The sequence below is a fragment of the Stenotrophomonas sp. NA06056 genome, from assembly GCF_013364355.1.
Classification (GTDB): domain Bacteria; phylum Pseudomonadota; class Gammaproteobacteria; order Xanthomonadales; family Xanthomonadaceae; genus Stenotrophomonas.
In genome coordinates, this window is the sequence record NZ_CP054931.1 from 2,977,832 (window position 1) to 3,003,987 (window position 26,156).

The 26,156-nt window shown below is 65.5% G+C and carries 13 protein-coding genes and 1 pseudogene; 5 read left to right on the top strand and 9 right to left on the bottom strand.

The window, feature by feature from the left end; all coding sequences use genetic code 11:
- Positions 1 to 534: 534 nt before the first annotated feature.
- The 3 genes from HUT07_RS13370 to HUT07_RS13380 are packed head-to-tail and all read right to left on the bottom strand — an operon-like array spanning position 535 to position 14,303.
- Complete coding sequence (locus HUT07_RS13370; RefSeq protein WP_176021338.1) at positions 535 to 1,110, bottom strand: hypothetical protein; 576 nt, start codon at positions 1,108 to 1,110, stop codon at positions 535 to 537.
- 59 nt (positions 1,111 to 1,169) lie between these two features.
- A complete protein-coding gene (locus HUT07_RS13375) occupies positions 1,170 to 12,605 on the bottom strand; it encodes a hemagglutinin repeat-containing protein (protein ID WP_254898867.1) in 11,436 nt (3,811 codons plus the stop codon).
- 21 nt (positions 12,606 to 12,626) lie between these two features.
- Positions 12,627 to 14,303, bottom strand: a complete 1,677-nt coding sequence (locus tag HUT07_RS13380; protein ID WP_254898868.1) for a ShlB/FhaC/HecB family hemolysin secretion/activation protein — start codon at positions 14,301 to 14,303, stop codon at positions 12,627 to 12,629.
- 369 nt (positions 14,304 to 14,672) lie between these two features.
- Here HUT07_RS13380 and HUT07_RS13385 point away from each other — a divergent pair, with 369 nt between their 5' ends.
- From HUT07_RS13385 to katG, 4 genes are all read left to right on the top strand, one after another.
- Positions 14,673 to 15,065, top strand: a complete 393-nt coding sequence (locus tag HUT07_RS13385) for a barstar family protein (protein ID WP_176021340.1) — start codon at positions 14,673 to 14,675, stop codon at positions 15,063 to 15,065.
- A 206-nt stretch (positions 15,066 to 15,271) separates the two neighbouring features.
- Complete coding sequence (gene mutS / locus HUT07_RS13390; RefSeq protein ID WP_176021341.1) at positions 15,272 to 17,863, top strand: DNA mismatch repair protein MutS; 2,592 nt, start codon at positions 15,272 to 15,274, stop codon at positions 17,861 to 17,863.
- 128 nt (positions 17,864 to 17,991) lie between these two features.
- Positions 17,992 to 18,606: a DUF937 domain-containing protein gene (locus tag HUT07_RS13395; RefSeq protein WP_176021342.1), complete on the top strand. Its 615-nt coding sequence runs from the start codon at positions 17,992 to 17,994 to the stop codon at positions 18,604 to 18,606.
- A gap of 144 nt (positions 18,607 to 18,750) precedes the next feature.
- Positions 18,751 to 20,991: a catalase/peroxidase HPI gene (gene katG / locus HUT07_RS13400; protein ID WP_176021343.1), complete on the top strand. Its 2,241-nt coding sequence runs from the start codon at positions 18,751 to 18,753 to the stop codon at positions 20,989 to 20,991.
- Positions 20,992 to 21,129: 138 nt separating this feature from the next.
- Here katG and HUT07_RS13405 read toward each other — a convergent pair whose 3' ends face one another.
- From HUT07_RS13405 to HUT07_RS13415, 3 genes and pseudogenes are all read right to left on the bottom strand, one after another.
- On the bottom strand, positions 21,130 to 22,323 hold the full coding sequence (locus HUT07_RS13405) for a cellulase family glycosylhydrolase (protein WP_176021344.1): 1,194 nt from the start codon (positions 22,321 to 22,323) through the stop codon (positions 21,130 to 21,132).
- A gap of 151 nt (positions 22,324 to 22,474) precedes the next feature.
- A complete protein-coding gene (locus tag HUT07_RS13410; RefSeq protein ID WP_176021345.1) occupies positions 22,475 to 22,882 on the bottom strand; it encodes an RNA-binding S4 domain-containing protein in 408 nt (135 codons plus the stop codon).
- 9 nt (positions 22,883 to 22,891) lie between these two features.
- Positions 22,892 to 23,130 (bottom strand): annotated as a pseudogene (locus HUT07_RS13415) (hypothetical protein).
- 62 nt (positions 23,131 to 23,192) lie between these two features.
- On the opposite strand from HUT07_RS13415, the gene HUT07_RS13420 reads away from it, so the two are divergent.
- Complete coding sequence (locus HUT07_RS13420; RefSeq protein WP_176021346.1) at positions 23,193 to 24,665, top strand: MATE family efflux transporter; 1,473 nt, start codon at positions 23,193 to 23,195, stop codon at positions 24,663 to 24,665.
- Positions 24,666 to 24,785: 120 nt separating this feature from the next.
- Here HUT07_RS13420 and HUT07_RS13425 read toward each other — a convergent pair whose 3' ends face one another.
- The 3 genes from HUT07_RS13425 to HUT07_RS13435 form a co-directional block, all read right to left on the bottom strand.
- A complete protein-coding gene (locus HUT07_RS13425) occupies positions 24,786 to 25,193 on the bottom strand; it encodes a DUF1801 domain-containing protein (protein ID WP_176021347.1) in 408 nt (135 codons plus the stop codon).
- Between the two features lie 34 nt (positions 25,194 to 25,227).
- Complete coding sequence (locus HUT07_RS13430; RefSeq protein ID WP_176021348.1) at positions 25,228 to 25,662, bottom strand: DUF1801 domain-containing protein; 435 nt, start codon at positions 25,660 to 25,662, stop codon at positions 25,228 to 25,230.
- 77 nt (positions 25,663 to 25,739) lie between these two features.
- Positions 25,740 to 26,114: a DUF6404 family protein gene (locus tag HUT07_RS13435; RefSeq protein WP_176021349.1), complete on the bottom strand. Its 375-nt coding sequence runs from the start codon at positions 26,112 to 26,114 to the stop codon at positions 25,740 to 25,742.
- Positions 26,115 to 26,156: the final 42 nt, after the last annotated feature.

The following is a 26,156-nucleotide window of genomic DNA, read 5'->3' on the forward strand; positions in this document are numbered from 1 at the left end:
TTGTGGCCCTATATCGGTGGCGGCACGACGGGGGGAAACTTTAAGGAAGTTTTACGCTTCGAATCCTCATCAAAGTGAATCCGTTCAAACACTCTTTGATGTATATCGGGCCCGAACGCCTCGCAGGCATGGTAATCCTCAATATTATCCATCCAGGCCAATCACCGCCCGCATCGAGAAGAAGCGCTGCTCCCCTCAACGGTAACGTCAGTCTGTCCGATGCCCTGCAGCAGAACCTCCTGCTGTGCTTCGTCGAGGGTTCACGGCTTCATGACACCTGCATCGACAATGCATCCGCACGGAATCAGGTTCGGTTCGATCATGCAGACAGGGTCACGCGTGCTCGCGGAAGTGGTCGACGTGGGCCTTGCCCAGGACACCGCGGATGCTGACATCGTTCTCGGCCGCGATGTTGGTTGCGGTCAGGCTGATGTTGCCCTACGTGGTCGCCATGCGCACGCGCTGCAGGCGCCTTCACCAGCACACTCCCGGGCAGCGAGCGGCAGCAGAAATGAATGCATGCGCGGCAACCAGTTACTGATTGGAAACCAGAAACTCCGTCTCAGTCAGTGCGCACCGCCCACCCATGCGCCAGAATTCAAAATAAGGACCGAAATCCACATCCAACTCAAACAAGGAGCCACCGATATACCATGCCAAATAATAGTCGGCAGCCAACCCATAAAGCGCCTCAAGCAACGCATACACCTGATCAGACTCGGATATCCTGCTCGCCCTCAGCGAATCACCAATTCCATCGAACAGCCAGTGATGAGGAATATCACGCTGAAGCGCGGAATCCAGGTCATTCTCGGCAGCAAAAACCACCTTCGCGCGCCTGCAGATTCCTTCAATCTCAACATCACCTATCCTTCCGCATATCTCCTCCTGCCCCCTCAGCCACTCACTTCCAAGCCTGACAATCTCTTCGCGTGACGTTGAGAATCGCGGACGCAGGTACAACGAACCGTCCAGGCTACCGGAAGAAATAACCTTGACAGCCTTCGCATGCAAATCCAACGAAGATGGAAAATAACCAAATATCTTCCGAAGCTCGACATCGGTTCCGTGCTCTTTCAACAACCCCAAAAAATGGGACTTATCAAACACAGCCGACCCCTCACAGAACGCACACCAATCGGACAGAAGAGTCCTCACATCTGTATCCCTCAAGATTTTGGGAGCGGCGGAAGCAGGGCGGGATCAATCTTCCAGCGATCCCTCAGAATTATAATACCCGAATTGAATTCTTCGAGCGACTTGCTTTCGTCAATTATCCGGCCCAGCTCGTTGTGGAAAGTACCGGAGCCGTGACCACCATGACCGCCCGGCTTTCCATCAGCAGGATTGGTCCATTTCAGATCTTTCGTCTTGGTTCTGAACCTCTTGATCTCATCCATCGAAACACCCCACCCCTTGAAATCAGGGGCTCGACAGACCATGCACCATTCGTGCAACCCACCGGGTTGACGTATGCGGGCTTCGATCGCGTCTCGGGTCCCCTTGTTCTCCCAAAGCACTTCCAGTTCCTTCGAAGAAAGCTCGTCGAACCAACGGTTGAATTCTCCATTTCGAACACTGGGAACTTTCCCATCGGGAAGCAGCTGGTCCAGTGATCGAGCCGGCACCTCCGACGCCGCCCCACCCCGCTTCAGGACCGTGTCAGCGGTCGCGGTCTCCACTGACTTGAGGATCTCGTTCGATCGGCGCCCAGCCTCTCTCGTGGCAGATCCTGCGATCTCCACGCCCACCTCACCAACGATCTTTGCTCCCGGCATACGTATCGGAATCAAGAACGTTGCGGCGGTAATTGCGGCACCGTTGCCATCACCGCGCGATACGCTGGCAATCAGACTACCGGCAGCCCCAACATCGCCACTGAAGTTTTCCAGCATCATCTGGCCATCGCGACCGCGCACCATCGTAGCGCGCAGGCTGTTCAGACCGAAGTAGGGAAGGTTCAAATCATCTCTGTGGACACCCGAGCCAAGCAGAGAATTGAAGACCTGCCTGTACAGCGAGTCGTTCTTGAGCAACTCCTTCCCGTAGAGACTGAAGTTGTTGTACTCAGCTTCCGTCGCGCCGAACCCGTACTTCCCGCCCATGGTGCTCAGGAACGCGGTGGCTGCGGCATCCACATTCTCGTTGCCCACGATGTTGTTGATTTTTGCATCAACCCGCGCAGCCCCTTCCACTGTGAGCCGGCGAATCGCCTCCGCCTCGCTGATGCCCTCCTGCTTGGCGAACGCTGCCGCGTGCGTGTTGATCCACACCACCTCATCGGGATGCAACTGACGATTGAACCGGTCTCCCAGCAACGCGGTCGTTGCACCATCACTGCCACCTATCACGCCACCCAGGGCAGCGCTGGCGATCTCAATAAGACTGTTGAACTCACCGCTGTCTGGATTCAGTCCCTGCCCAGTCAGGAAGCGAATCATCGCCCCCTTGGCCAGCTCTGATCCGGCCGCTCCGGTGGCCGCATTGCTGAGATCCCCGCCACTGAGCGCCGCTACGGCTGCGCCAGTCAGGCCATGCAGCAGCACCTTGTTGCGCCCACCTTCACCCCATTGGTCGATGCGGCGAAGAGCATCTGCTTCGGACTCGGCATCGCCGTTGGCTCGCGCGATCTCAAGGTCGGCGGAAGCCTGCGCGCGCTTGCGCTCTGCCAGATTGCCGGCAGCCAGGAATCCAATCTGCCCCAACATCTGGGTCAGTTCCTGCCGCTCCTGCACTTTCTTTTCGTCGAAGATCGGTGAGAATCCGTTGGCACCATCCAACCCGGTCACACCACGCTGCACACCCTCCAATGCGGAAAGGTCGCCATTCCGGATCTCAACCGTACCCTCGGCCAGACCGCTACGGGTGGTGGAACTCTTGCTGTCACCGGTTGGCAAGCCTGGGGCAAGCGACGGATCGAAGGACAGGCCATCGGAGGGGTTGCCACCGCCGCTGGTGCCTCCGCTTACCGAAGCAGAAAGAAACTCGGCTCGATTCTTGAGTTCCTCAACAGTCAGACTGCCCGTGGCGAGCAGGTTTTTCGACGGATCACCCGTGCTGGCGATGACAGCACCAGCGAGGTGGGTATTGCCGCCCACCTGCAGCTGGAATCCACCACTACCCGCTGCGATTCCCGTCTGTTCGCGAACACTGCGATAGTCGCTGTCGATCATGCTGGCACTACCGCTGGCACTGCCCTCAAAGCCGTAGCCGATCGTCGCCTCGCCCTTCGCGGCCAACTGCTCTGTCTTGTACCGGTCTGTGTCCTGCTCGCTGCGCAACGTCAAATCGCCGGCCACACGTCCGACGACTTGATCGGCCAGCAGCTGTGCGCCTTGCAAGGTGGTGTTGCCGCCACTGGTGAACGTCAACCTGTCGCCGGCCTGGATGACGCTCTCGTTGTGAAGAGTGCCCTCGCCGTCCGCTTTACCGCGCGCAGCATTCGCGCCTACGTAGACACCGATCGCAGCGCCACCGCCACTGCTGCCGCTGATAGCAACGCCCACCTCCCCGCCCAGTGACTGGTTTCGACTCTCTTGGGAGTAACGATCTTCACTGCTGCGGATGATCAGGTCATTGACTGCAGCCAGATCAACATTGCGGCCGGAGACCTGGCTACCGACGATCGTCAGGTCACCGCCGGTCGCAGCAACAACCACGTCGCCGTCGCTCTTCAGCAGGCTGCCCCGGTGCGTCGTCTGCTCCATCACGCTTTCGGAGCGCGACCGCTGGCTGCCAACCGTCACTCTGACATTCAGGCCGGCACCTCCCTCGCCGTTGCCCGACTGCTGGCCGGCCGCTTCGGCGACGGCTATCGCTCCCTGCGCCGCCTTGTACGCATAGAGGGCTTTCAGACGATCATCTTCGACGTCACCTGCTCTCTTGGCGGTCGCATAGACCGCCCTTGCGCTCTGCACCGTATCAACGCTCGCGCCACCCAACGCAACATTCAAGCCGGATTGGCGGAAGTAGCTGTTGTCTGTATATCTCGTCTGCTGCTCGGCAGCATCGATGAGGACGTCCTTGCCGAGCATCGTCGTCCCCGTTCTGGAGAGAACGTCAGACCCGCCCAGATGAAGCGTTTCACCTGCAGACAAGGTCACACTGCCAAGTGCACTGCCGATGAGGCTGCCCTCGGCGACGGTTTCAGTCAGCGAGGTACTGTTGCCGCTGCTTCGACTGCCAAAGGTCACTCCGACGCTTCCATTCATTCCACTCAACAGCCCGGACTTCTTGCGGTCGCTGCTGTGTTGCTCGGAATGTGTGGACTCCGCCGCGACAATGCTGAGACTTCCTTTGGCCGCCATCACTACATCGCCGGTTGCGGCCACCTTGGCGCCCTCTGCCAGGATGTCGCGACCGGATCCAACGGTGACTTTCTCTGCAGAGAGCGTGGTGCCAACTGCCAGCACATCCTGCGTGGCGTCATGCGTCGCTGTCCGTGTGCTTGATGTCAGCCCACGCTTCTTGCTCTGCGCGTCTCTTTCCCACGCATGCGATTCCTTGGCGCCAAGCAGGTTTACGTCCCGCTCCGCGCCGATGATGATCGTGCCTTTATCGCTCCTGGCACTTGCTGCGATCAGAGTGACGTCGCGCCCTGCACTCAGCGCGATATCTCCCCCCGCCTGCAGCTGGCTCCCGCGCACCGTTTCATCACTCTGGCGTGTCTGCAGCGAGCTGCGTTTGCCGGCGCCGGCGAAATCCCGGCTCTCGCTGTCCACCAGCGCGTGGCTGTTGATGTCACCACCGGCCTGCAACGCCATGTCGCCACCAGCCTTCACCTGGGTCGCAGCCAGGTTGATGTCCTTGCCGGCGACCAGCACTACGTCGCCCGCACCCTCGATGGAGGTCACCGCATGGGTCGTCTGGCTGGTGCGGGTATGGTTGCGGTTGTCAAAGGTGCTGTCGGTGCTTCGGCTCAGGGTCTGCGCACCCAGATCCAGATTGCCACCGGCAGCCAACTGGGTGGAACCATCCTTGCCCGCATTGCGGATCTGCGCGGCCTGCAGGCTGATGTCACCGCCCGCCACCACCGACAACATGCCGTCGCCGCTGGGGTTGGTCACATACAAGCCGGCGACGCGATCAATGCGGTTGGTCTCGTACTGGTAGGTACCACCGCCCCGCTGTGTTTCCACCGTGGAGGCCACCGTGACATTGCCCGCCGCCTGCACCGACAGCGCATCGGTCGCCGTCACGGATGCACCGGCAATGCGGATGTCCTTGTCCGATGACAGCCCGACGTACTGACCGGAAATACTGCCGCCCAGGTGTTCGATGTTGCCGGCATCGATGGTCACCAGCTTGCGGCCAGCGATGTCGCCGGTGTTGACCAGGCCATTGGCCAGTTTGATATCGACATTGGCGCCGGCCAGCAACGCACCATGCCCGTCCAGGTCGCCCGGACGCAGGCGCAGATAGACCTGCGGCACCAGTGCGGTGGTGGTGCTGCCGTCGGCCAGCGTCACGGTCTGCTCGACGAGCCAGACAATGTCGCTGGTCAGCTGGGCCATCTGCGCCTCGGTCAGCGCCACGCCCGGCCGCAGGCCCCATTCGCTGGCCACGGTAGCGCCGGCTTCCAGCAGCGCGCGGTACTGCGCCTCATCGCTGGCATAGCCGTCAAGGAAGCGGCGGCCGGTCAGCTCGCCAATCTGCTCGCGCACCAGCTTCTGTTCGTAGTAGCCGTCACCCAGCCGCTTCTGCACGGCATCGGGCGAGTAGCCCATCTGCCCCAGCAGGTGGTCCGAGCTCAGCCATGTCTTGTGGTCGGTGAAGCGCGGATCGGTTTCAACCAGATAGTTGCCGCCGTTGCGGTTGACGTTGAACAGGCTGGCGGTGGGTGCACGGGTGTCCGGCGCGCCCATCGCGATGCGGTCCGGCGAGCCGCCGGCGGCCGCAACCACGCGCGGCCCGGATGCGGCGCCGTTGCCAGCGACGCCCCCTACCGTGCCGCCCTGCTGCGCGCCAGCCGCATCGGCCGCCTGCGCCAGCGCGCGCTCCGCACCTGTTCCACCTGTATGGCCCGGCCCCTGTGCACCATCGTGGCCAGGGCCGTCCGGCAGCGTCTTCGGCCCCTGCACGTTGAGGTTGGCCATCGCCGCGCCATCCTGCACGTTGGGCGCGTTGCGCCCCTGATTGAGGTTGCTCAGATCGCCGACGTCAATGGTCAGGGTGCCGCCGCTGGTGATGCTGCCGCCGATCTTCCCGGTCACTTCGGAAATCGCCGGGTTGCTCCAGGTGACCAGGTCGCCGGAGAAGGTATGCCCCACGTTGTTGAATGCGTGGGTGCGATACAGCGTCGCCGCCAGGTTTTCAACCTTGGCGGCCCCGCTCAGTCCGACGATATCGAGATTGCCACCGGCGGCAATGCTGCCGTAGTGGTTGCGCAGATCATCGGTGCGCAGGCGCATCGCACCACCGGAACGGATGACCGCATCGGCACCAACGCCCGGGCCCAGAACATCTTCGGTCACCGTCTGCGTGGCGATGCGGTACTGCTCATTGCTGCTGACATTGTTGCCGCCGGAACCGCGCGGATTGGTCAGGTGCTGGTCCGGGGCATAGTCCTTGTAGGTCCACAGCTGCACGCAGTTGGTGGTGCAGGTGCCATAGGCATTGGAATAGGTCAGCTTGTCGTCGACGTAGCGGAAGGGCGGTGCATCCGGATGCAGCCCGCTCAGCTCGGTGAACGGATCATCCGCGCCGCTGGCCACCTGGTCGGGATTGATCTGGTTGTCCTGGCGGCCAACGTAGTACATGACCACGGTGCCGTCCTGCACGTTCAAGCGCGAACGCTCGCCGAGGCCGGCATAGAGCCCGCCGCGCCCGAAGAAGTACGCACTGGTCTGTGCAGTAAGGCGCACCACCGCGCGGTGTACGGTGAAGCCGTCGGGGGTGATGTGCGGCGTATCCTCCAGGATATCGGCGGGATTGAGGTAATAGACCTCGTGCGCGCTGTAGTGGCTGGTACTGCGGATGTTCTCGGTGCCGTTCTTGCCGTTGCGCCACCATGCTGGCCGATCCATGCGCACCGGTGCTTTCACCGTGGTGCTCTGGGTGATGACCACGTTCTCGCGGATGTTGTTGATCACACCCGCATCGATCGTCAGGTTGCCGCTGACATCAATGATCGAACCGATGTTGTCGATCCTGCCGGCAGTGCCCGCAGCAACGCGATCAGCCCCCAGCACCCCACCGATGGCCGCATCGCCGCCGCTGTAGATCAGGCCCTTGCCGGTGTTCTGCAGCTCGCGCACGCCCAGGTCCAGGCGCTCGCGCGCGGCCACGGTGCCGACGCGGGTGGCCCCGTTGGCCTCCTCGGCATGGTTCTTCAGCACGCCGGCGGAGATCGCCACGTGGTCGCCATAGATACGGCCGGTGCCGAGGTTGTCCAGCACGTCGGCTTCAAGGTGGGTCACCTTGCCGTCGATCAAGCCGCGGTTGGTCAGCTGGCCACGTGCATTCAGATGCGTGATGCCCTCGCTGGAGATCTCGCCGTCGGCGGCGTTGTTGATGTTCTGCGCGTTGAGGTCGAGGTTGCCACCGCGCAGCACGCCCTGGTTGTCCAGATCGCCGGACAGATGCAGGGCCAGCGTGCCATTGGCGACCCATTCGCCGCGGTTGCTCAGGCCCTGCTGCAGGGTCAAGCTCAGGTCGCGCTGGGCATGCACCTGGCCGTCCTCACTGAGCGCGCGTGCCACCAGGGTCTGGCTGCCATCGGCCCGCAACAGGCCACCGCTGTTGGCAATGCTGTCGGCACTGCTGTCCAGGTTGCCGCCAGTGGTGATGACACCCCCGTTGTTCTGCAGCTGGCCGTTGACCTGCAACCGCGCGCCGCCGTCGGTGACCATCTGTCCCTGGCTGTTGTCCAGCCACTGCGTTGCAAACTGCAGCTGGCCCGCCTGCAGGCCGCGGGTGCCATCGCCGCCGCGGGTAGTGCGGTTGTCGACGCTGGCAGCGGTGAGGGTCAGCAACTGGCCAGCGGCAATCGCGCCGGCAGTGTTGTCCAGGTGGCCGCTCAGGGTCATGTCGAGATTGCGCCCGGCCTGCACGCGCCCAGCGCCGTTGGCCAGCGTCGCCGCCTGCAGCGACAGGCCCGCCGCGCTGGCAAGCGTACCGCCGGCGCTGTTGTCGGCACTGGCCAGCAGCAGCCGCGCATCGCCCTGTGCGCTCAACGTGCCACCGCGGTTGTCCAGCGCACCAGCGTCCAGCTGCAGTGTGCCCGCCGCCAACAGGCCGCCACTGCTGGCGGTGTTCCGGTTGTCGATGGCCTGCCCTGCGGTATCGATGCGCAGATCGGTGGCCGACTGTATCCGGCCGCCCTGGTTGTCCAGCGCGCCGCTGTGCACGGTCAGTGCCCCCTTCTGCGTACCCAGCGTGCCCACGCGGTTGTCCAGCCGATGGCCGCGGGTATCGACGGTCAACTGGCCGCCCAGCAGCGTGCCGCGCTGGTTGTCGAGGCCGTTGGCCTGCAGTTGCAGCAGCTCGCCGGCCTGCATTGCACCGTCGCTGTTGTCGACGCCTGCAACCGTGGTCAGCAACAGGTCCTTGCCTGCCACCACCGTGCCGTGCCGGTTGTCGAGGCTGGCAGCGTCCAGGGTCATCGCACCGGCGCTGGACAGCAGCCCCTGGCTGCCGTTGTCGAGACGTCCGTCGACGCCCAGCACCAGTTCGCTGCCGCCGGCATGCACGGTACCGCCGCGGTTGTCGACGCTGGCCGCGGTGATCGTGCCGGCGCCAGCCAACAGGATGCGCCCGGTCTGGTTGTCCAGTGCCTGGCCGATGGCCAAGGTGGAACTGCCGCTGCCGGCGCCCTGCAGGGTGCCCTGCGCATTGATCAGCTGCTGTGCGGAAACGTCGAGCACACCATTGCTGGCCAGCGAGCCACCGCGATTGTCCAACAGCCCCTGCACGCGCAGGCGCAGCGTCTCTTCGCCGGTGGCAGTGAGCGCACCGCCAGCCGTGGTCAGGCTATCTGCAGTGATATCGATGCGGCGCGCCGAGGTGGTCGCCTTCGACAGATCGAGGGTCTTGCCCTCCAGTACGAACGTGCCATTGCTGAGTACGCTGCCGCCCGTTCCCAGCAGGGTCTGTGCAAGCACCTGCAGCTGCCCGCTGCCGGCGTGCTGGATCTTGCCAGCGCTGTTGTCCAGCGTCTGCGCCTGCAGCATCAGGTCACCATTGCTGGCCAGCGTACCGCCCGCATTGCCCAGCGTGGTGGCATTGATGCGGCTGGCGCCCTCGCCGCTGGCAATGATGCGGCCACCGGCGTTGTCCAGCGTTTCGGCCTCGAGGTGGAAGCGATCAGCGCCCAGTGTTGCCCCGCGATGGTCCACCTCGTCCGCCTGCAGGGTCAGCATGGCTGCAGACACCAGCGTGCCCTTGCTGCCATCCAGACGGGCGGTGGTGATGTCCAGGCCCTGATTGCCAGCCTGACGGATGACACCGGCAGTGTTGTCGACCCGCGCGGCGGTGAGGGTCAGCCGGTTGGCATTGCTGGCGAGGGTACCTTCATGGTTGTCCAGCGTACCGGTAACCTGCAGCGTGCTGTCAGCCATACCGGCGGCACTGAGCGTGCCCTTGCGGTTGAGCAGTTCACCGGCCTGCACGTCCAGCGCACCGTTGCCGGCGATCGTGCCGCCGCTGTTGTCCACGGTCTGCGCCACGTGCACCTTCAGCACATCGCTGCCGGTGGCGCTGAGGTTGCCGCCGGCGTTGTCCAGGCGTTCGGCATTGATCGCAATGCGCTCGGCCTGCGTTGTGCTGCCGGCGCCCAGCACCAGCTCGCCGCCCTCAAGTGTCAGCGACGACTGGCTGAGAATCCGGCCCGCTGCGCCCTGCAGCGCGTCGGCGCGGATCTGCAGCGTGCCGCTGCCAGCGTGTTCGATTGCACCGCTGCGGTTGTCCAGCCGCGCTGCCTGCAGCAGCACGTCGCCGGTGCCCGCCAGGCGGCCGCCGTTGCTGTTGTCCAACAGTTCGCGGGCCTGTACCTGCAACAGGCCGTTGCCCGCCGCAAGTACCTTGCCGCCCTGGTTGACCAGACTGCCAACCTGAAGCTGCATCTGGCCGTTGCCGGAGACCGTACCGGCGCTGTTGTCCAGATCGTCGCGCACGCTCAGCGTCGTACCCTGGGTACCGGCCGACTGCAGCATGCCCTTCTGGTTGTCGATGCGAACCGCGTCGATGCGCAGGCCTGCATTGCCAAGCACCTGCCCACCCTGGTTGTCGAAGGTTCCGCGAACATCCAGCACCAGCTCGGAATTGCCCAGCGAGACAACCTGGCCACCGGCATTGCGCAGGCCATCGGCCTGGATCTGCACGCTCTGGGCGGAGGTGGTGCCGCCACTCACATCCAGCTGGCCACCGGTCAGCGACAGGTCTCCGTTGCTGAGCAGGCGGCCTTCGCTGCCACGCAGGGTATCGGCATGCACGCGCAGCGCGCCGTTGCCAGCCTGCTGCAGCAGACCCTTGCTGTTGTCCAGCGTGGTCGCTGTCAGTTTCAGATCACCATTGCCGGCCACGCTGCCACCGGCACTGTTGTCCAGCGTGCCGGCGCGCAGCGTGCTGCCCTGGTTGCCCAACGACAGCAGGTTACCGCCGCGGTTGTCCAGCGTACCGGCGACGATCTGGAACTGCGCTGCGGCAAGCGTGCCATTGCGCAGGTCTGCGTTGCCCACCGACCAGTCCAGGCGACCGAGCGTGCTCAAGCGACCACCGGCACCGGTCCAGTCATCGGTGGTCAGCAGCAGGCCGCCGTCACCGGCATGCTCGATGCGGCCACCCGCATTGGAGACCCGACCTGCACCGAGGGTCAGGCGCTCGGCATTGCTGGCCAGCAGGCCACCGTCGTTGTTGAGCGTGCCATGCACCGTCCAGGCCGATGCTGCACTGCCGGCATGGCGCAGCTCGCCTGCGCGATTGTCCAACGACTGTGCCTCCAGCTGCAGCGCACCGGCCACACTCAGCGCACCCTTCTGGTTGGACAGCGCGCCCACCTGCATCGCGGCGTCACCGTGCACCTGCAACGTGCCGCCGTCGTTGTTCAGATCGCCCGCGGCCTGAAGCGAGGCCACACCAAGGCGTCCTCCGCTGTTGTCCAGACCATTGCCGGCAACCAGCGAAACACGACCGCCGCTGCTGACGCTGCCGGCGTCATTGTCGAGAAGGCCGGCGATGTCCAGCACACCCGCGGCCAACGGAGCCACCGGCGTACCGCCCCCCGTGCCGGTACCCGGGGTACCCGTACCGGGCGTGCCGGTTCCGGGCGTTCCAGTACCTGGCGTTCCGCCGCTTCCCGGGGAGGTGCCGCTGCCAGGGGTACCGCCGGTACCTCCTGACGCCACCGCATCCAGCGCACCGATCAGGCCGTCGCTGCGATTGCTCACGCTGCCCGCGTTGACGTTGAAGGCCTGCACGCCGGTCTGCTCGATGGCACCATCACGGTTGCGGAGGGCCTGCGCCTGCAGCTGCAGACGCTGTGCATTGAGCTTGCCGCCACTGTTGTCCAGCGTGCCACCGGAGGTGATTGCAGCCTCGCGCGCGGCGGCTATCGTGCCGCTGTTGGCCAGATCGCCGCTCGCCTGCACGCGCACGTTCTGCAGCGACTGCAGCGCGCCGGTGTTCTCCAGCCGGCCATCCACCGTGACCACCAGTTCGCCGGCCTGTGCACCGATGCTGCCGGCGTTGCGCACGCCGACGCCGTGTTCATTGCCCACCAGCCAGATCTTGTTGGCGAACATGCCACCGAGCGCGCCCACGTCCAGCGCGAAGGTCGGCGCCTCGCCACTGGCGGCCGTGGCGGTCACCTGACTGTGGTCGGCACTGACCACGTTGTTGCCGAGCGATGCCTGCAGCTGGTTGGCCCAGATGCCGGCGTTGACCTTCAACGACCGGGTGATCAGGTCGGTGTAGTCGGCGCGGCTGGTATCCAGGCCATCGCCGTTGACCTCGATCGCTCCGCCACTGACCCGATAACCTTCCAGTGCACCGGCACCGGTGAACATCGGCGTGCCGGTGGTGAGCGTGACACGGCTGGCATTGAGGAAGCCGCCGCCGTTGACCTGGATGCCGGCCGGATTGGCAATGATCACCTCGGCGCGCTGTCCGGCCACTTCCACGTAGCCATTGAGTCGGCTGGCCGGGCCATTGACCTCATTGAGGATGACCCGTGCGCTGCCGGTGGCCAGCCACGGATTGCCCTGCACCCAACCGCCCAGCTGCGTCTGCGCCTGGCCACGCGCGTTGTTGAGGATCACGCCCTCGCGGCCGACATCGAACTGCGAATAGCGGTTGCGTGAGACACCACCAGCCGAAGGCGTGGTGATGTTGACCATCGGCACACCGTTCGGTGCGGTCACCACGGTGGGGCGCTCACGACCCGGCGCATTCGGATCGGACACGATGTGGCCGGCCGACTGTGCCTGCACCAAGGGCACCAGGCTCACCCATCCCAATGCGCACATCAGCGCGAAGCCCAAGGGCGACAACGCGGCGCTCTGCCGGCCAGCGATCTGGCCGACCAGGCCACCGCCGCCCTTCACCAGTTCCGAAGCGACCTGCCACACGCGCAGCGCGCGGTTGAAAACCAGGCGATAGATGCTGTTCATTTCACGAATCCTTGTGCCAGATCAGTAACGCCACGCCAGGCTGAAACCGAAGGTGGTGTAGTCGGTAGGGAAGTTGGCCGGTTTGTGCAGGGCCGAGCCCACGAAGCCATCCCAGGAAAGCTGCTGCCAGCCGCCGCGCAGGCCCAGCGCCATGCCAGCCAGATCGCGTCCGGATTGCCATTGCGCCGATGGCCCGCCGATGCGGCCGTAGTCGGCGGCGACATAGAACTCCTGCCCGCCGCCGATGCCCAGCGACAGGTCGTTGCGCAGCGACCAGCCGCGCTCACCGCTGAGCGAGCTTTCGCCGTCGAAACCGCGCACCGTGTAGCGGCCACCAATCGCAAAGCGATCCTGTGGCGACAATGGCGTGCGGTTCCACTGCGCCCGCCAGGCGGCGGTGTAGCGCAGGCGCTGCTTGCCCATCTGGACTGGCACGCTGAACTGCGCGTCAGCGGTGATCACCTTCATCCGCGACGTGCCTTCCAACGGCAAGGTCGGATCCCACGCCTGCGCCATCTCTTCCGGCGAACGCAGTGCATGGAAGGCACCGGTACCGCGCCGATAGGCCACGGTGGCGTCGAGCGTGGCATTGCCGATGAACTGCTTGTGGGTCAAGCCGAGTTCCCAGCCGGAGGTGCGACGGCGCTGCACTTCAATTTCGGTATCGTCGATGTAGTTCTTCGACGTGCGCTGCCAACCGCGACCGTAGATGCCCAGCTTGGTCCTGGCGTTGCGCAGCAGCAGGCGATCCACCCGTGCCTCGGCGTTGCCGCTGCGGCCGCTGTAGTCATAGCTTTCGTAAGCGCCGACCACGTTCTGGCTGTAGTCGTAGGCACTGGCCGTGGCGCCGAACAGCCAGTAGCCGTAAGGCACGTCGTAGTGCGCGGTCCAGCTGTTGGTGTCCTTGCCTTTGCCATTGAACACGCCGCGCCCGGTGCTGACGTAGAACAACTCGTTCAGGCCCAGCGGGTTGTCCAACGACAGCGTGGCATTGGCCTGCAGTTTGCCGGTGCCCTGGCTGCCGGCATCGTCAAGGGTCACGCTGGCCCGCACCGGCGAGCGCTGCTTCCAGTCGATCTGCAGGTCGCTCTGCCCGGGCGCGGCACCTTCGCCATCGGCGGGTGCGATCTTGATGTCCGCGCTGACGGTGGGCACGCGCTGCAGGTTTTCCAGGCCCTGCTCGATGTCACGCAGGTTCAGCAGTCCACCGCTGCGGACCGGCAGCGCGTTGGCGATGGTCGGATGCCGCGCGTCCGCCTCGGAAAACACCGCCTCGCGGAATCGCCCCGGTACCACCGACAGCGTCAGCGTGCCGGTGTTCAGATCCTGCGGTGCCGACAGCACCCGGGTGGTGACATAGCCGCGCGCGATGATCGCGTTCTGCACGCGCTTCATCACTACGTTGATGCCTTCAGTGCCCAGGCAGCGACCGCTGGCGGGATCTTCGCGCGGATCGGCTGCGGCCAACGCCCACTGGAAGCGCTTGGCGGCCTCGCCCTCCAACACGATGCGATCGATATGCACACAGGGCTGCTCCTGCGTCGGCAGACGCTCAGCCTGTTCACCCTGGCCGCTCTCGAGGCGCACATCGGGCCGGCTTTCCTGCTGTTCGCGCAGTACGCGCTCGCGTTCCTGCTGGCGCAACAGTTCCTGCGCGCCGGGGTCACCCACCTGCTGGGCAGCAACACTGAAGGCCATGCCCAGAAGCACCAACCCTCCACCACCGCGGCGCACACAGCGCGCAGACTTCATCCTTGCTCGCACAATCAATTCCAGGTATTGATGCCACGCGTCAGCGGCCCTGCTCCGGCAAGGGAGAAGGGCCAACCCGATGGCTTGAATCGAGGTTCGCCGGGGACATGTAACGGCATGCCACCGCGCCCGACGCGAAGTGACGCATAGGCTATCGGCTGCCCGGAGGACTTCTTTAGGGAAAACTTCAAATGCCCGGAACTACGGGAAAGCACACCGCAGACTGGGATCCAGAGTATGCGTGGACGCGCGCCACGTCGCAAAGCAACTGCGTTCAGCACAACACCTTCCGACAGGCCACGCTACAGTCGGCGCATGACCGTATTCCTGCAGATCGAAGGCACAACCATCGTTGACGTACCCAGTCTCTATTCGGAGATCAACCGGGTGTTCATGGCCGGCGAAGACTGGCAGCTCGGGCCCAGCCTCGATGCGCTGGATGATCTGCTGTACGGCGCTTACGGCACGTTGGCCGGACACGAAACCGCCACGGTGGTATGGCGCGATATCGAACACAGCCGTGCGGCACTGGGACTGGAGACCACACGTGCGTGGCTGGAAGACAAGCTCCGGCAACCGGATATGTTCAACGTCGAAACCATCGGCCGCCAGTTGGTTGACCTGCAACGCGGCGATGGGCCGACCTATTTCCAGATCGTGATGGATATCTTCGCAAGCCACCCGAACATTGTGCTGGTGCCGGCCTGAGGTCGGCGTGGGCGGCGATGCGCGCAACCTGTCCAGCGCGCCGCCGCCGTGACCAGGTGCCGTGCCTGCCACGGCGCCTGTTCGGATGGGTCGCCCCCCTGACAATCGAGGCACCCCGGGCCCCTACCCGTTACCATGGACAGCCCTGTACCCGCTCCGCCCCGCTGCCCTCCGGCGCGCGCGGACGCCCCTGATCCACGAGTCCCATGTCCAAAGACAAGTCCGCCGAACACACCCCGCTGATGAAGCAGTTCTTCGCAGCCAAGTCCGACTACCCGGACCTGCTGCTGTTCTTCCGCATGGGCGACTTCTACGAGCTGTTCTACGACGACGCGCGCAAGGCCGCGCGCCTGCTCGACATCACCCTGACCCAGCGCGGCAGCTCCGGCGGTGCACCGATCCCGATGGCCGGCGTGCCGGTGCATGCCTACGAGGGCTACCTGGCACGACTGGTTGCGCTTGGCGAATCGGTGGCGATCTGCGAACAGATCGGCGACCCGGCGCTGGCCAAGGGCCTGGTCGAACGCAAGGTGGTGCGCATCGTCACCCCGGGCACCGTTACCGACGAGGCACTGCTGGACGAGCGCCGCGACACCCTGCTGATGGCCCTGTCGCGTAGCAAGAGCGGCTATGGGCTGGCCTGGGCCGATCTGGCTGGCGGCCGCTTCCTGGTCAACGAAGTGGACACCGACGATGCACTGGAAGCCGAACTGGCCCGTCTGGAACCGGCCGAACTGCTGGTGCCGGACGAAGAGAACTGGCCCGACTTCCTGCGCCAGCGCAGCGGCGTGCGTCGCCGCGCGCCGTGGCTGTTCGACGCCGACAGTGGCCGCCGCCAGCTGCTGAACTTCTTCAAGCTGCACGACCTCAGCGGCTTCGGCATCGACGACAGGCCGCGCGCCACTGCTGCGGCCGGCGCCCTGCTCGGCTACGTGGAAGAAACCCAGAAGCAGCGCCTGCCGCACCTGACGTCCATCTCGATGGAGACCGCCAGCGAAGCGATCGCGATGAACGCGGCAACGCGTCGCCATCTGGAGCTGGACACCCGCGTCGACGGCGATACTCGCAATACCCTGCTCGGCGTGCTCGACAGCACGGTGACGCCAATGGGTGGCCGCCTGCTGCGTCGCTGGCTGCACCGCCCGCTGCGCCTGCGCGAGGTGCTGGTGCAGCGCCACCACGCGGTGGAAACATTGATCGACCGCGGCGCGGACGCAGATATCCGCGAACAGTTCCGCCGCCTCGGTGATCTCGAACGCATCCTCACCCGCGTTGCCTTGCGCTCTGCACGGCCGCGCGACTTCTCCACCCTGCGCGATGGCCTCGGCCTGCTGCCGGCCGTACGCGAGGTGCTGGCACCGCTGGATTCACCGCGCCTGCAGACCCTGCACGCGGCGCTCGGCGAGCACGACGAGTGCGCGCACCTGCTGGCCAGCGCCATTGCCGAAATGCCGCCGCTCAAGCTCAGCGATGGTGGCGTGCTGGCCGATGGCTTCGACGCCGAGCTGGATGAACTGCGTCGCCTGTCCACCCACGCCGACCAGTTCCTGGTCGACCTGGAACAGCGCGAACGCGAGAGCAGCGGCATCGCCACCTTGAAGGTCGGCTACAACCGTGTGCACGGCTACTACATTGAAATCAGCAAGGGCCAGTCCGACCGCGCGCCGGTGCACTACACCCGCCGCCAGACGCTGACCAATGCCGAGCGCTACATCACCGAAGAGCTGAAGGCGTTCGAGGACAAGGTGCTGTCCGCCCGCGACCGTTCGCTGTCGCGCGAGAAGTACCTGTACGAGCAGCTGCTGGACACGCTGGGCACGCAGCTGGAGCCACTCAAGCAGTGCGCCGCCGCGCTCAGCGAACTGGATGTGCTGGCGGCCTTCGCCGAGCGTGCGCAGGCGCTGGACTGGGCGCGCCCGGAGCTGCAGGCCGAGCCGTGCCTGAACATCGAGCGCGGTCGCCACCCGGTGGTCGAAGCCGTGCGCGACCAGCCGTTCGAGCCCAACGACCTGGACCTGCACCCGGACCGTCGCATGCTGGTCATCACCGGCCCGAACATGGGCGGTAAGTCGACCTACATGCGACAGAACGCGCTGATCGTGCTGCTGGCCCACATCGGCAGCTTCGTGCCGGCCAGCCGTGCGTTGATCGGCCCGATCGACCGTATCCTGACCCGCATCGGCGCAGGCGACGATCTTGCTCGTGGGCAGTCGACCTTCATGGTCGAGATGGCCGAAACCAGCTACATCCTGCATCACGCCACCGCGCATTCGCTGGTGCTGATGGACGAGATCGGCCGCGGTACCTCCACCTACGACGGCCTGGCCCTGGCCGATGCGGTGGCGCGCCATCTCGCCTACGAGAACCGCTGCTACACGCTGTTCGCCACCCATTATTTCGAACTGACCGCGCTGGCCGACGAACAGCACGAGGGGGGCCGCAGCGGCATCGCCAACGTGCACCTGGATGCCGTCGAGCACGGCGAGGCGCTGGTGTTCATGCATGCGGTGAAGGACGGCCCGGCCAACCGCAGCTTCGGCCTGCAGGTGGCCGCGCTGGCCGGCCTGCCGCGCGCCACCGTGGCGCAGGCGCGCCGGCGCCTGGCCGAGCTGGAGCAGCGCGGCGGCGAAAGCCACGCTGCCGAACTCGCACCGCAGGCATTGGATGCACCGCAGCAGTTCGGCCTGTTCGCCGCACCCTCGAACAAGGCGCAGGAAGCGCTGGCCGCGATCGATCCGGACGAGCTGACCCCGAAGCAGGCGCTGGAAGCCCTGTATCGGCTGAAGACGTTGTTGTAATCCCGGCCGCCGGGCCTGGCCCGGCGCTACCGTCGTAGAGCCGAGCCCACGCTCGGCTGTCTTCGCATTGCTGTCGTGTACACGGCGTTATGCTCGGGCGGTTCGTCCTTCACAGACCGGAGACCGCCATGAACACCGAATCCCTCGCTGCATCCCTCTTCCAGCAGCTGCAGCAGGGCCAGGGCCTGCAGCAGGTGTCGCAGCAGCTCGGCCTGGACAGCAGCCAGGCCACCCAGGCCGTCGGCAGCGCCCTGCCCCTGCTGCTTGGCGCGATGGGCCAGAACGCCAGTGAGCCGCAGGGTGCACAGTCCCTGCTCAATGCCCTGCAGCGCGACCACCTCGGCTCGGCCGGCGGCGGCGGCGGTTTCGACCTCGGCAGCATCCTCGGCGCGGTGATGGGCGGTGGCGGCGGCAACGCCACCAATGGTGCCGGCATCCTCGGTCATGTGTTCGGCGGGCAGACCTCGCAGGCGGCCGAAGCGCTGGGCCAGAAGACCGGCCTGGACAGCGGCAAGTCCAGTCAGCTGCTGGCGATCCTCGCCCCCATCGTCATGTCGTTCCTGGCCCAGCGGTTTGCCCAGAGCGGCAACGCCGGCCAGCTCAGCCAGGCCTTGGGCCAGGAAGCACAGCAATCCGGCGGCGGCATCGGCAGCCTGCTCGGTGGTGCGCTCGACCAGGACGGTGATGGCCAGTTCGGCGCCAGCGATCTGCTCAAGCTCGGCGCGGGCCTGCTCAAGCGCTGATCGCGCACAACGATCCAAGTACTGCCGACCATAGGCAGTCACTATCGCATCGGTTGAATCAATCGAATTTACCCATTGTTAGGCGATGCCTATGGTGGGTAAGCGATCTGATTCCCTCATTCGCCAGTCCACAGGTAGAGACCCATGAAAAGCGAAGCGAAGTGCCCGTTCAACCATGCCGTCGTCGGTGATGCGACGACCAACCGCGACTGGTGGCCGAACCAGCTGCGCGTGGACCTGCTCAACCAGCACTCCACGCGCTCCAACCCTCTTGATGCCGGCTTCGACTACGCCAAGGCCTTCAACGGGCTGGACTACAGCGCCCTGAAGGCTGACCTGAAGGCGTTGATGACCGACTCGCAGGACTGGTGGCCGGCCGACTTCGGCCACTACGGCGGCCTGTTCATCCGCATGGCCTGGCACAGCGCCGGTACCTACCGCATCGGTGATGGCCGTGGTGGTGGCGGTCGCGGCCAGCAGCGCTTCGCGCCGCTCAACAGCTGGCCGGACAACGTCAGCCTGGACAAGGCGCGACGTCTGCTGTGGCCGATCAAGCAGAAGTATGGCCAGGCCATTTCCTGGGCCGACCTGCTGATCCTCACCGGCAACGTCGCGTTGGAATCGATGGGCTTCAAGACGCTCGGCTTTGCCGGCGGCCGCCCCGATACGTGGGAGCCGGACCAGGATGTGTACTGGGGCCGCGAGACCACCTGGCTCGGCGGCGACGTGCGTTACAAGCACGGCTCGGAGGGCGTGGAAGAAAACCACGGCGTGCTGGTGTCCGATGACGATGCAGATGGCGACGTGCATTCGCGCAAACTGGAAAACCCGCTGGCTGCGGTGCAGATGGGCCTGATCTACGTGAACCCGGAAGGCCCGGATGGCAATCCCGATCCGGTGCTGGCCGCGCATGACATCCGCGACACCTTCGGCCGCATGGCGATGGACGACGAAGAAACCGTCGCCCTGATTGCCGGCGGCCACAGCTTCGGCAAGACCCATGGTGCCGGCCCCGCCGACAACGTCGGCAAGGAACCGGAAGCTACGGGCCTGGAAAGCCAGGGCCTGGGCTGGGCCAACAGCTTCGGCAGCGGCAAGGGCGGCGACACCATCACCAGCGGCCTGGAAGTGACCTGGACCCGCACCCCGGCGCAGTGGAGCCACGACTTCTTTGAAATTCTGTTCGGCCACGAATGGGAACTGACCAAGAGCCCGGCCGGTGCCCACCAGTGGGTGGCCAAGAATGCCGACGCGGTCATTCCCGACGCACACGATCCGTCGAAGAAGCATCGCCCGACCATGCTCACCACCGACCTGTCGCTGCGCATGGATCCGGCCTACGAAAAGGTCTCGCGGAAGTTCCTTGCGGATCCGCAGGCTTTCGCCGATGCATTCGCCCGCGCCTGGTTCAAGCTGACCCATCGCGACATGGGTCCGCGTGCGCGCTACCTGGGCCCGGAGATCCCGGCCGAGGAATTCATCTGGCAGGACCCGGTGCCGGAAGCGAAGCACCCGCTGATCGACGCCAAGGACATTGCTGCGCTGAAGCAGAAGATCGCGGCGACAGGGCTGAGCGTGGCGGAGCTGGTGTCGACGGCGTGGGCCTCGGCCTCGACCTTCCGCGGCTCGGACAAGCGCGGTGGTGCCAACGGTGCGCGCGTGCGCCTGGCACCGCAGAAGGATTGGGCGGTGAACCAGCCGCAGCAGTTGGCCAAGGTGTTGGCCGCGCTGGAAAAGGTCCAGGCCGAGTTCAACGGCGCAGGCGGCAAGCAGGTGTCGCTGGCCGACCTGATCGTGCTGGCCGGTGGCGTCGGCATCGAGCAGGCGGCAAAGGCCGGCGGCCACGATCTGAGCGTGCCGTTCACCCCGGGCCGCACCGATGCCAGCCAGGAACAGACCGACGTCGAATCGTTCGCGGTGCTGGAGCCGGCGGCCGATGGTTTCCGCAACTACCTCAAGGGCGCTTACAGCGTGCCGGGCGAGGCGCTGCTGATCGACAAGGCGCAGCTGCTCACCCTTACCGCACCGGAAATGACCGCGCTGGTCGGCGGCCTGCGCGTGCTCGGTGCCAACGTCGATGGCGGCAAGCACGGCGTGTTCACCAACCGACCCGGCACGTTGAGCAACGACTTCTTCGTCAATCTGCTGGACATGGGCACGACCTGGAAGGCGACCGGCCGCGAAAGCTATGAAGGCCGGGGCCGCAACGATGGCGCTGCACGCTGGACCGGCACCCGTGCGGATCTGGTGTTCGGCTCGAACGCCGTGCTGCGCGCCTTGGCTGAGGTGTATGCCAGTGCCGATGGCGAGAAGAAGTTCGTGCAGGACTTCATCGCCGCCTGGACACGGGTGATGGAACTGGACCGCTACGACCTGCACGGCTGACGCGCCCAGGTAGGTGCCGACCTTGGTCGGCACCCGGAACAACGCCCACCAAGGTGGGCGACTACCAGAGCGATCCCACAGCGGCCATGACCCGGTAGATGCCAACCTTGATTGGCATGCAGCGCAGCCGCGGCGGCTTCAATGCGCACCGTCCTTCAATCGCTGCAGGATCGGCGCGAACAGCGGCGCCTGCATCGAACGCGGCGGCTGCACGGCTTCGCCCTTCTCGACAGCCTGCCAGTACGACCACGGCAGCGCCTTGTCGCCCAGCTCATAGTCCATGCCGTCCCAGCCATCTTCGCGGAACGCGTAGAACGCCCAGTGCACCTTCTGCTGCTCGGCCACGGCCAGCACATCACGCAGGTAGGCACCGCAGTCCGGCCAACGACGCATGCAGCCGAACTCACCGATCACCATGCGGTTGGCGCCGATGCCATGTGTCTTCGCCCAGTCCATCGGCTGCTGCAGGTAGCTGCGCACGCGCGCGGCATCCCAGCGCTCGCTGCGGTCGCCGAACGGTACATCGGCGGGATAGCGGTACGGTGTGCTGCGCTTCTGGTTCGGCGCACTGGTAGCCGCGTACGGCTCGTACATATGCACGCTGTACAGCAGCTTCGCGTCGTCCAGCGGCGCAGGCCAGTAGTCGAAGGCATCGGCCGCCGCGTACCAGCCAGCGTCGAGCATCAGCGGCATGTCTGCATCGACCGCACGCACGCTTGCCACCAGTTCCGTGTAGAGCTGGCGCAGGTCGCGCGGCCCACTCTGCACGCCCGCATACCACTTCAGCATGTCCTCGCGGGAGGCATGTTCGGCCAGCGCGGTGCCGTATTCCGGCGCCGGCTCATTGATCAGGTTGTAGCCGGCCAGTGCCGGATGCCCCTTCAGCGCGGCGGCCAGGTCACGCCAGAAGCGCTGCGCAGGTGCGTGGTTGTCGAAAGACCGCCACAGGCGCTGGTCGACCACGTCGCCGTTCTTCTGCTTCCAGCGCAGCAAGGGCAGCGACAGCGGTACCAGCACCACCTTCAGGCCTGCGGCATTGGCGTCATCCAGCGCGCGACGCAGCGTGGCCACGTCGGCCTCGACCAGTCCTTGATAGTGGTCGGCATTGCCCATCAGAAAGTCGCGCCCGCCGGCGCTTTTCCACTTGTCCGGGCTCAGCCGTACCCAGGTCGCGCCGGTGTCACGCAGGGCCTGGAAATAGGCGCGATCGGGCGGCGCTTCGTTGAAACTGTTGCCACCGCGCTGCGGCGTATCCCAGAAGGTGATGTCGGCGGCGAACACCGGGGCGGCGGCGGACAAGGCCAGGCACAACAGGCTGCGGCGCAGGAACATGGGGGCTTCCATGAGGAGGACGATCCACCGTGCGGGGTGCAAACCGAACGGTGGCTGAGCGCAGGCGGTACGACGCCCACCAAGGTGGGCGGCTACCAGAGCGGCGCATGACCCGGTAGCTGCCAACCTTGCTTGGCATTCGCAGATCGGGTCAGAGCGCGTCCAGATCACCCAGTGCGCGGATCAACCGTCGCGCGCGCTTGTCCGGCTTGTGCTCGGGCGCCTGGTAGCCATCACGCGCGGCAATGCGCAGCGCGCGCTGTTCCGCACGGCGCGCTTTGGAGGCCTCGCTCTCGGCATACAACTGATGCGCCACCGGCGCCGGACCACGCTGGTCGCTCAGGCCCAGCACCCGGATCTCGAAATGCTCTTCACCACGATCAACCAGCAGCTGCTCTCCCACGCGCACCGCGCGCGAGGATTTCGGTCGCTGCCCGGCCACGGATACCTTGCCGGTCTCGATCGCCTGTTTGGCCAGGCTGCGGGTCTTGAAGAAGCGGGCCGCCCACAGCCAGATGTCCAGACGGACGCTGGGCGCCAACGGGGAAAGCTCGGACATCGGTGGGGACTACTCCGTTCGCTTGTTCAGGGGGCGCGGATTGTCGGGGTCGGTGCGGCATCCGCTGCCCCCGATCAATGCCGGCGTTCCGGCCGCAGATCCTGGCGCTGGCTGCCGACCAGGCACTCGGGGCGGTCGGTCGGCCGCACCTGGGTATCGCCCAGCCGGTCACCTGACGAACATGCGGCCAGTGCCGCAGCGATCAAGGCCACCACGATGATCCGCGTCATCTGCTGTCGTTGATGCATTGCCACATCCTGCAAACCGGCTTGATGCTAGTGTGCGCCTCCCGGGAATCGATCACCACTCCATGGCCAAAGCGCCGCTTGACCTGACCTCCGGCCCGATCGGCCGCAACCTGCTGCTGTTCGCGCTGCCGATCCTGGCAGGCAACATCGCGCAGTCGCTGAACGGCTCGGTGAATGCGGTATGGGTGGGGCGCTTCCTCGGCGAAGCGGCGCTGACCGCAACCGCGAACGCCAACAACATCATGTTCTTCCTGATCGGTTCGGTGTTCGGCTTCGGCATGGCCTCGACCATCCTGATCGGCCAGGCCATCGGCGCACGCGACATCGCCCAGGCACGGCGCGTGGTGGGCACCAGCGCCACGTTCTTCATCGGCCTGTCGGTGATCATCGCCATCGCCGGCTGGTTCCTGGCCCACTCGCTGCTGGCGGCGATGGGGACGCCAGCCGCCTCGCTGCCCCTGGCCGAGGCCTACCTGCGCATCATCTTCCTGGCGATGCCGACGCTGTACGCCTTCGCCTTTCTCAGTGCAGCGCTGCGTGGTGCTGGCGACTCGCGCACGCCGTTCCGCTTCCTGCTGGTCTCGGTGGTGTTGGACATCGCCCTGAACCCGGTGCTGATCTTCGGCATGGGGCTGTTCCCGGAACTGGGCATCGCCGGCTCGGCCTGGGCCACGCTGGTGTCGCAGACGCTGTCGCTGGCCGGCCTGCTGCTGTACATGCGGCACAAGCGGCACACGCTGTGGCTGGGCCGCGCCGACATGCACCTGTTCAAGCTGGACATGACCATCCTGCGTGCGCTGGTGGTAAAGGGGGTGCCGATGGGCCTGCAGATGGTGCTGATCTCGCTGTCGGTGATCATGCTGATGACGATGGTCAACCAGTACGGCACCGACACCGGCGCGGCCTACGGTGCGTCGCTGCAGCTGTGGAACTACGTGCAGATGCCGGCGATGGCGATCGGCGCGGCGTGTTCGTCGATGGCCGCGCAGAATGTCGGTGCGCAGCGCTGGGACCGCGTGCGCGGTACCGCACGCCAAGGCATCCTGTTCAACTTCCTGCTGACCGGCGCGTTGATCCTGCCGCTGGTGCTGCTGGACCAGTATTCGCTGGCCTTGTTCCTGCCGCAGGGCAGCGAGTCGCTGCAGATCGCGCGGCACCTGAACCACATCGTGATCGGTTCGTTCCTGTTCTTCGGCGTCAGCTTCGTGATCTCCGGCGTGGTGCGCTCCACCGGCGCGGTGCTGCCACCGCTGCTGATCCTGGCGGCGTCGCTGTGGGGTGTGCGTGTGCCGTTCGCCGAATTCCTGCAGCCGTACTGGGGCGCCGATGCGATCTGGTGGAGCTTCCCGGCGGGCTCGCTGGTGTCGATGCTGCTGTCGCTGGCCTATTACCGCTGGGGTGGCTGGCGCAAGGCAAGGATGATCAACAAGCCGGTGCACGCGGAGGAACTGGCCACGCCATCGGAGATTCCGGCCTGTCCGCCTTCGCCGGTGGCCGATCCGGATGCGGCATTGGAAGCTACCCGACCGCACTGAACATGCGCCGGTAGTGCCGGCCGCTGGCCGGCAACCGCACCATACCCGGTAGTGCCGGCCGCTGGCCGGCAACTCCATGGACGTCGCAAACATCGCGCAGTTGCCGGCCAGCGGCCGGCACTACCGTTTCTTCTTTTCCGCGTTGTGCTTGGCGGCGGCGCGCAGCAGCACTTTCAGCGCAGCGGCATTGGGCATTTCACCTTCGCGTATGTCGATCGCTCGTCGCGTGCCGCCTTCCAGGCTGGCATTGAACAGGCGCTTCGGGTCCGGCAACGCGGCGCCATGGGCGAAGGTGAGTTTCACCGCCTGCTTGTAGGTTTCGCCGGTGCACACGATGCCGTTGTGTTCCCACACCGGTGTGCCGCGCCACTTCCAGGTTTCCTCCACGTCCGGCAGCGCCTCGTGGATCAGCGCGCGCACGCGGGCGAGGATCTCGCCACGCCAATCACCCAGCTCGGCAATGCGGGCGTCGATCAGAGCAGCGGCAGGGAGTGCGATGTCGGCGGGCTCGGTCTTCTGCGTGGCCATCACGTGGTCTCGTACGGGGAAAGATCCTGGGGAATTACATGCGTTCGCCGGGCAGCTCGCTGGCCTGCCGCACCCAGTCAAGGAATCGCGCCTCGTCCAGCGCTCCGTCTTCCAGGATGTGCAGGTAGCGTGTGTCGGCGCTCTTCGACGGCTCGGGTGGAACCGGCTGCAACAGCGCACCGCGGAAGAATGCGACCTTGATGTAGCGGGCGAAGCAATGAAAGCTGAGAAACCAGCCTTCACCCGCGGCGACGCCGTACATCGGCGAGTTCCATTTCACCGCCTTGTGCACGCCGGGCACGGCCTGTTCGATCAGTGCGTCCAGACGCGCACCGACAGCCCGCTTCCAGTCCGGCATGGCAGCGATATAGGCCTGCACAGGCGCATCGCCCTCACCCTTGGCGATCTGCGGATTACCGCCGGACAACAGCTTCGGCGCGGCACTGTTGGCGGGTCGCTTGGCGGGCATCGCACGAGTCATGGGGGGGCGAAAGCCCGAGCGTACGCTGGCTCCCGGCAGCGGTCACGGCGCACTGCGCCATGGCCTCAGAGGCTGCGGCGGAACTGCTGCCAGGTGGGTAGTTTGCGGGCACCGCGCAGGAACCACATCAGGGTGGCCATCACCAGGCCGAACATCGCGCCGGCCGCCCCACCTGCAAGCAGCAGCAACTCCAGCGCCGGCGCCCTGCCCTGCCACAGCAGCAGCCATATCAACACCGTCCAGAACACGCCGAACAGCAGGCCCTGCAGCAGCGTATTGGTCAGGAAACCAGCCAGTATCGGCGGCGGCAGCGCGATGCCCAGCCGCCACAGCATGCGGTGCAGCAAGGGCGCCGCTTCCCTCCGCGGTACCCCGGAACCGTCCAGGAAGCGCAATGCCACCTGGATGTCCGCCGGGTATCGATGGTCGGTCTGATCCATCCATTGAAACTAACGAGGCGACGCCACAAACGCAAACGGCCG

Excerpts from the sequence above, each read along its gene's own strand:
- HUT07_RS13375 (WP_254898867.1), bottom strand. The coding sequence starts at position 12,605 with ATGAACAGCATCTATCGCCTGGTTTTCAACCGCGCGCTGCGCGTGTGG.
- HUT07_RS13380 (WP_254898868.1), bottom strand. The coding sequence starts at position 14,303 with ATGGCCTTCAGTGTTGCTGCCCAGCAGGTGGGTGACCCCGGCGCGCAG.
- HUT07_RS13385 (WP_176021340.1), top strand. The coding sequence starts at position 14,673 with ATGACCGTATTCCTGCAGATCGAAGGCACAACCATCGTTGACGTACCC.
- mutS (WP_176021341.1), top strand. The coding sequence starts at position 15,272 with ATGTCCAAAGACAAGTCCGCCGAACACACCCCGCTGATGAAGCAGTTC.
- HUT07_RS13395 (WP_176021342.1), top strand. The coding sequence starts at position 17,992 with ATGAACACCGAATCCCTCGCTGCATCCCTCTTCCAGCAGCTGCAGCAG.
- katG (WP_176021343.1), top strand. The coding sequence starts at position 18,751 with ATGAAAAGCGAAGCGAAGTGCCCGTTCAACCATGCCGTCGTCGGTGAT.
- HUT07_RS13405 (WP_176021344.1), bottom strand. The coding sequence starts at position 22,323 with ATGTTCCTGCGCCGCAGCCTGTTGTGCCTGGCCTTGTCCGCCGCCGCC.
- HUT07_RS13410 (WP_176021345.1), bottom strand. The coding sequence starts at position 22,882 with ATGTCCGAGCTTTCCCCGTTGGCGCCCAGCGTCCGTCTGGACATCTGG.
- HUT07_RS13420 (WP_176021346.1), top strand. The coding sequence starts at position 23,193 with ATGGCCAAAGCGCCGCTTGACCTGACCTCCGGCCCGATCGGCCGCAAC.
- HUT07_RS13425 (WP_176021347.1), bottom strand. The coding sequence starts at position 25,193 with ATGGCCACGCAGAAGACCGAGCCCGCCGACATCGCACTCCCTGCCGCT.
- HUT07_RS13430 (WP_176021348.1), bottom strand. The coding sequence starts at position 25,662 with ATGCCCGCCAAGCGACCCGCCAACAGTGCCGCGCCGAAGCTGTTGTCC.
- HUT07_RS13435 (WP_176021349.1), bottom strand. The coding sequence starts at position 26,114 with ATGGATCAGACCGACCATCGATACCCGGCGGACATCCAGGTGGCATTG.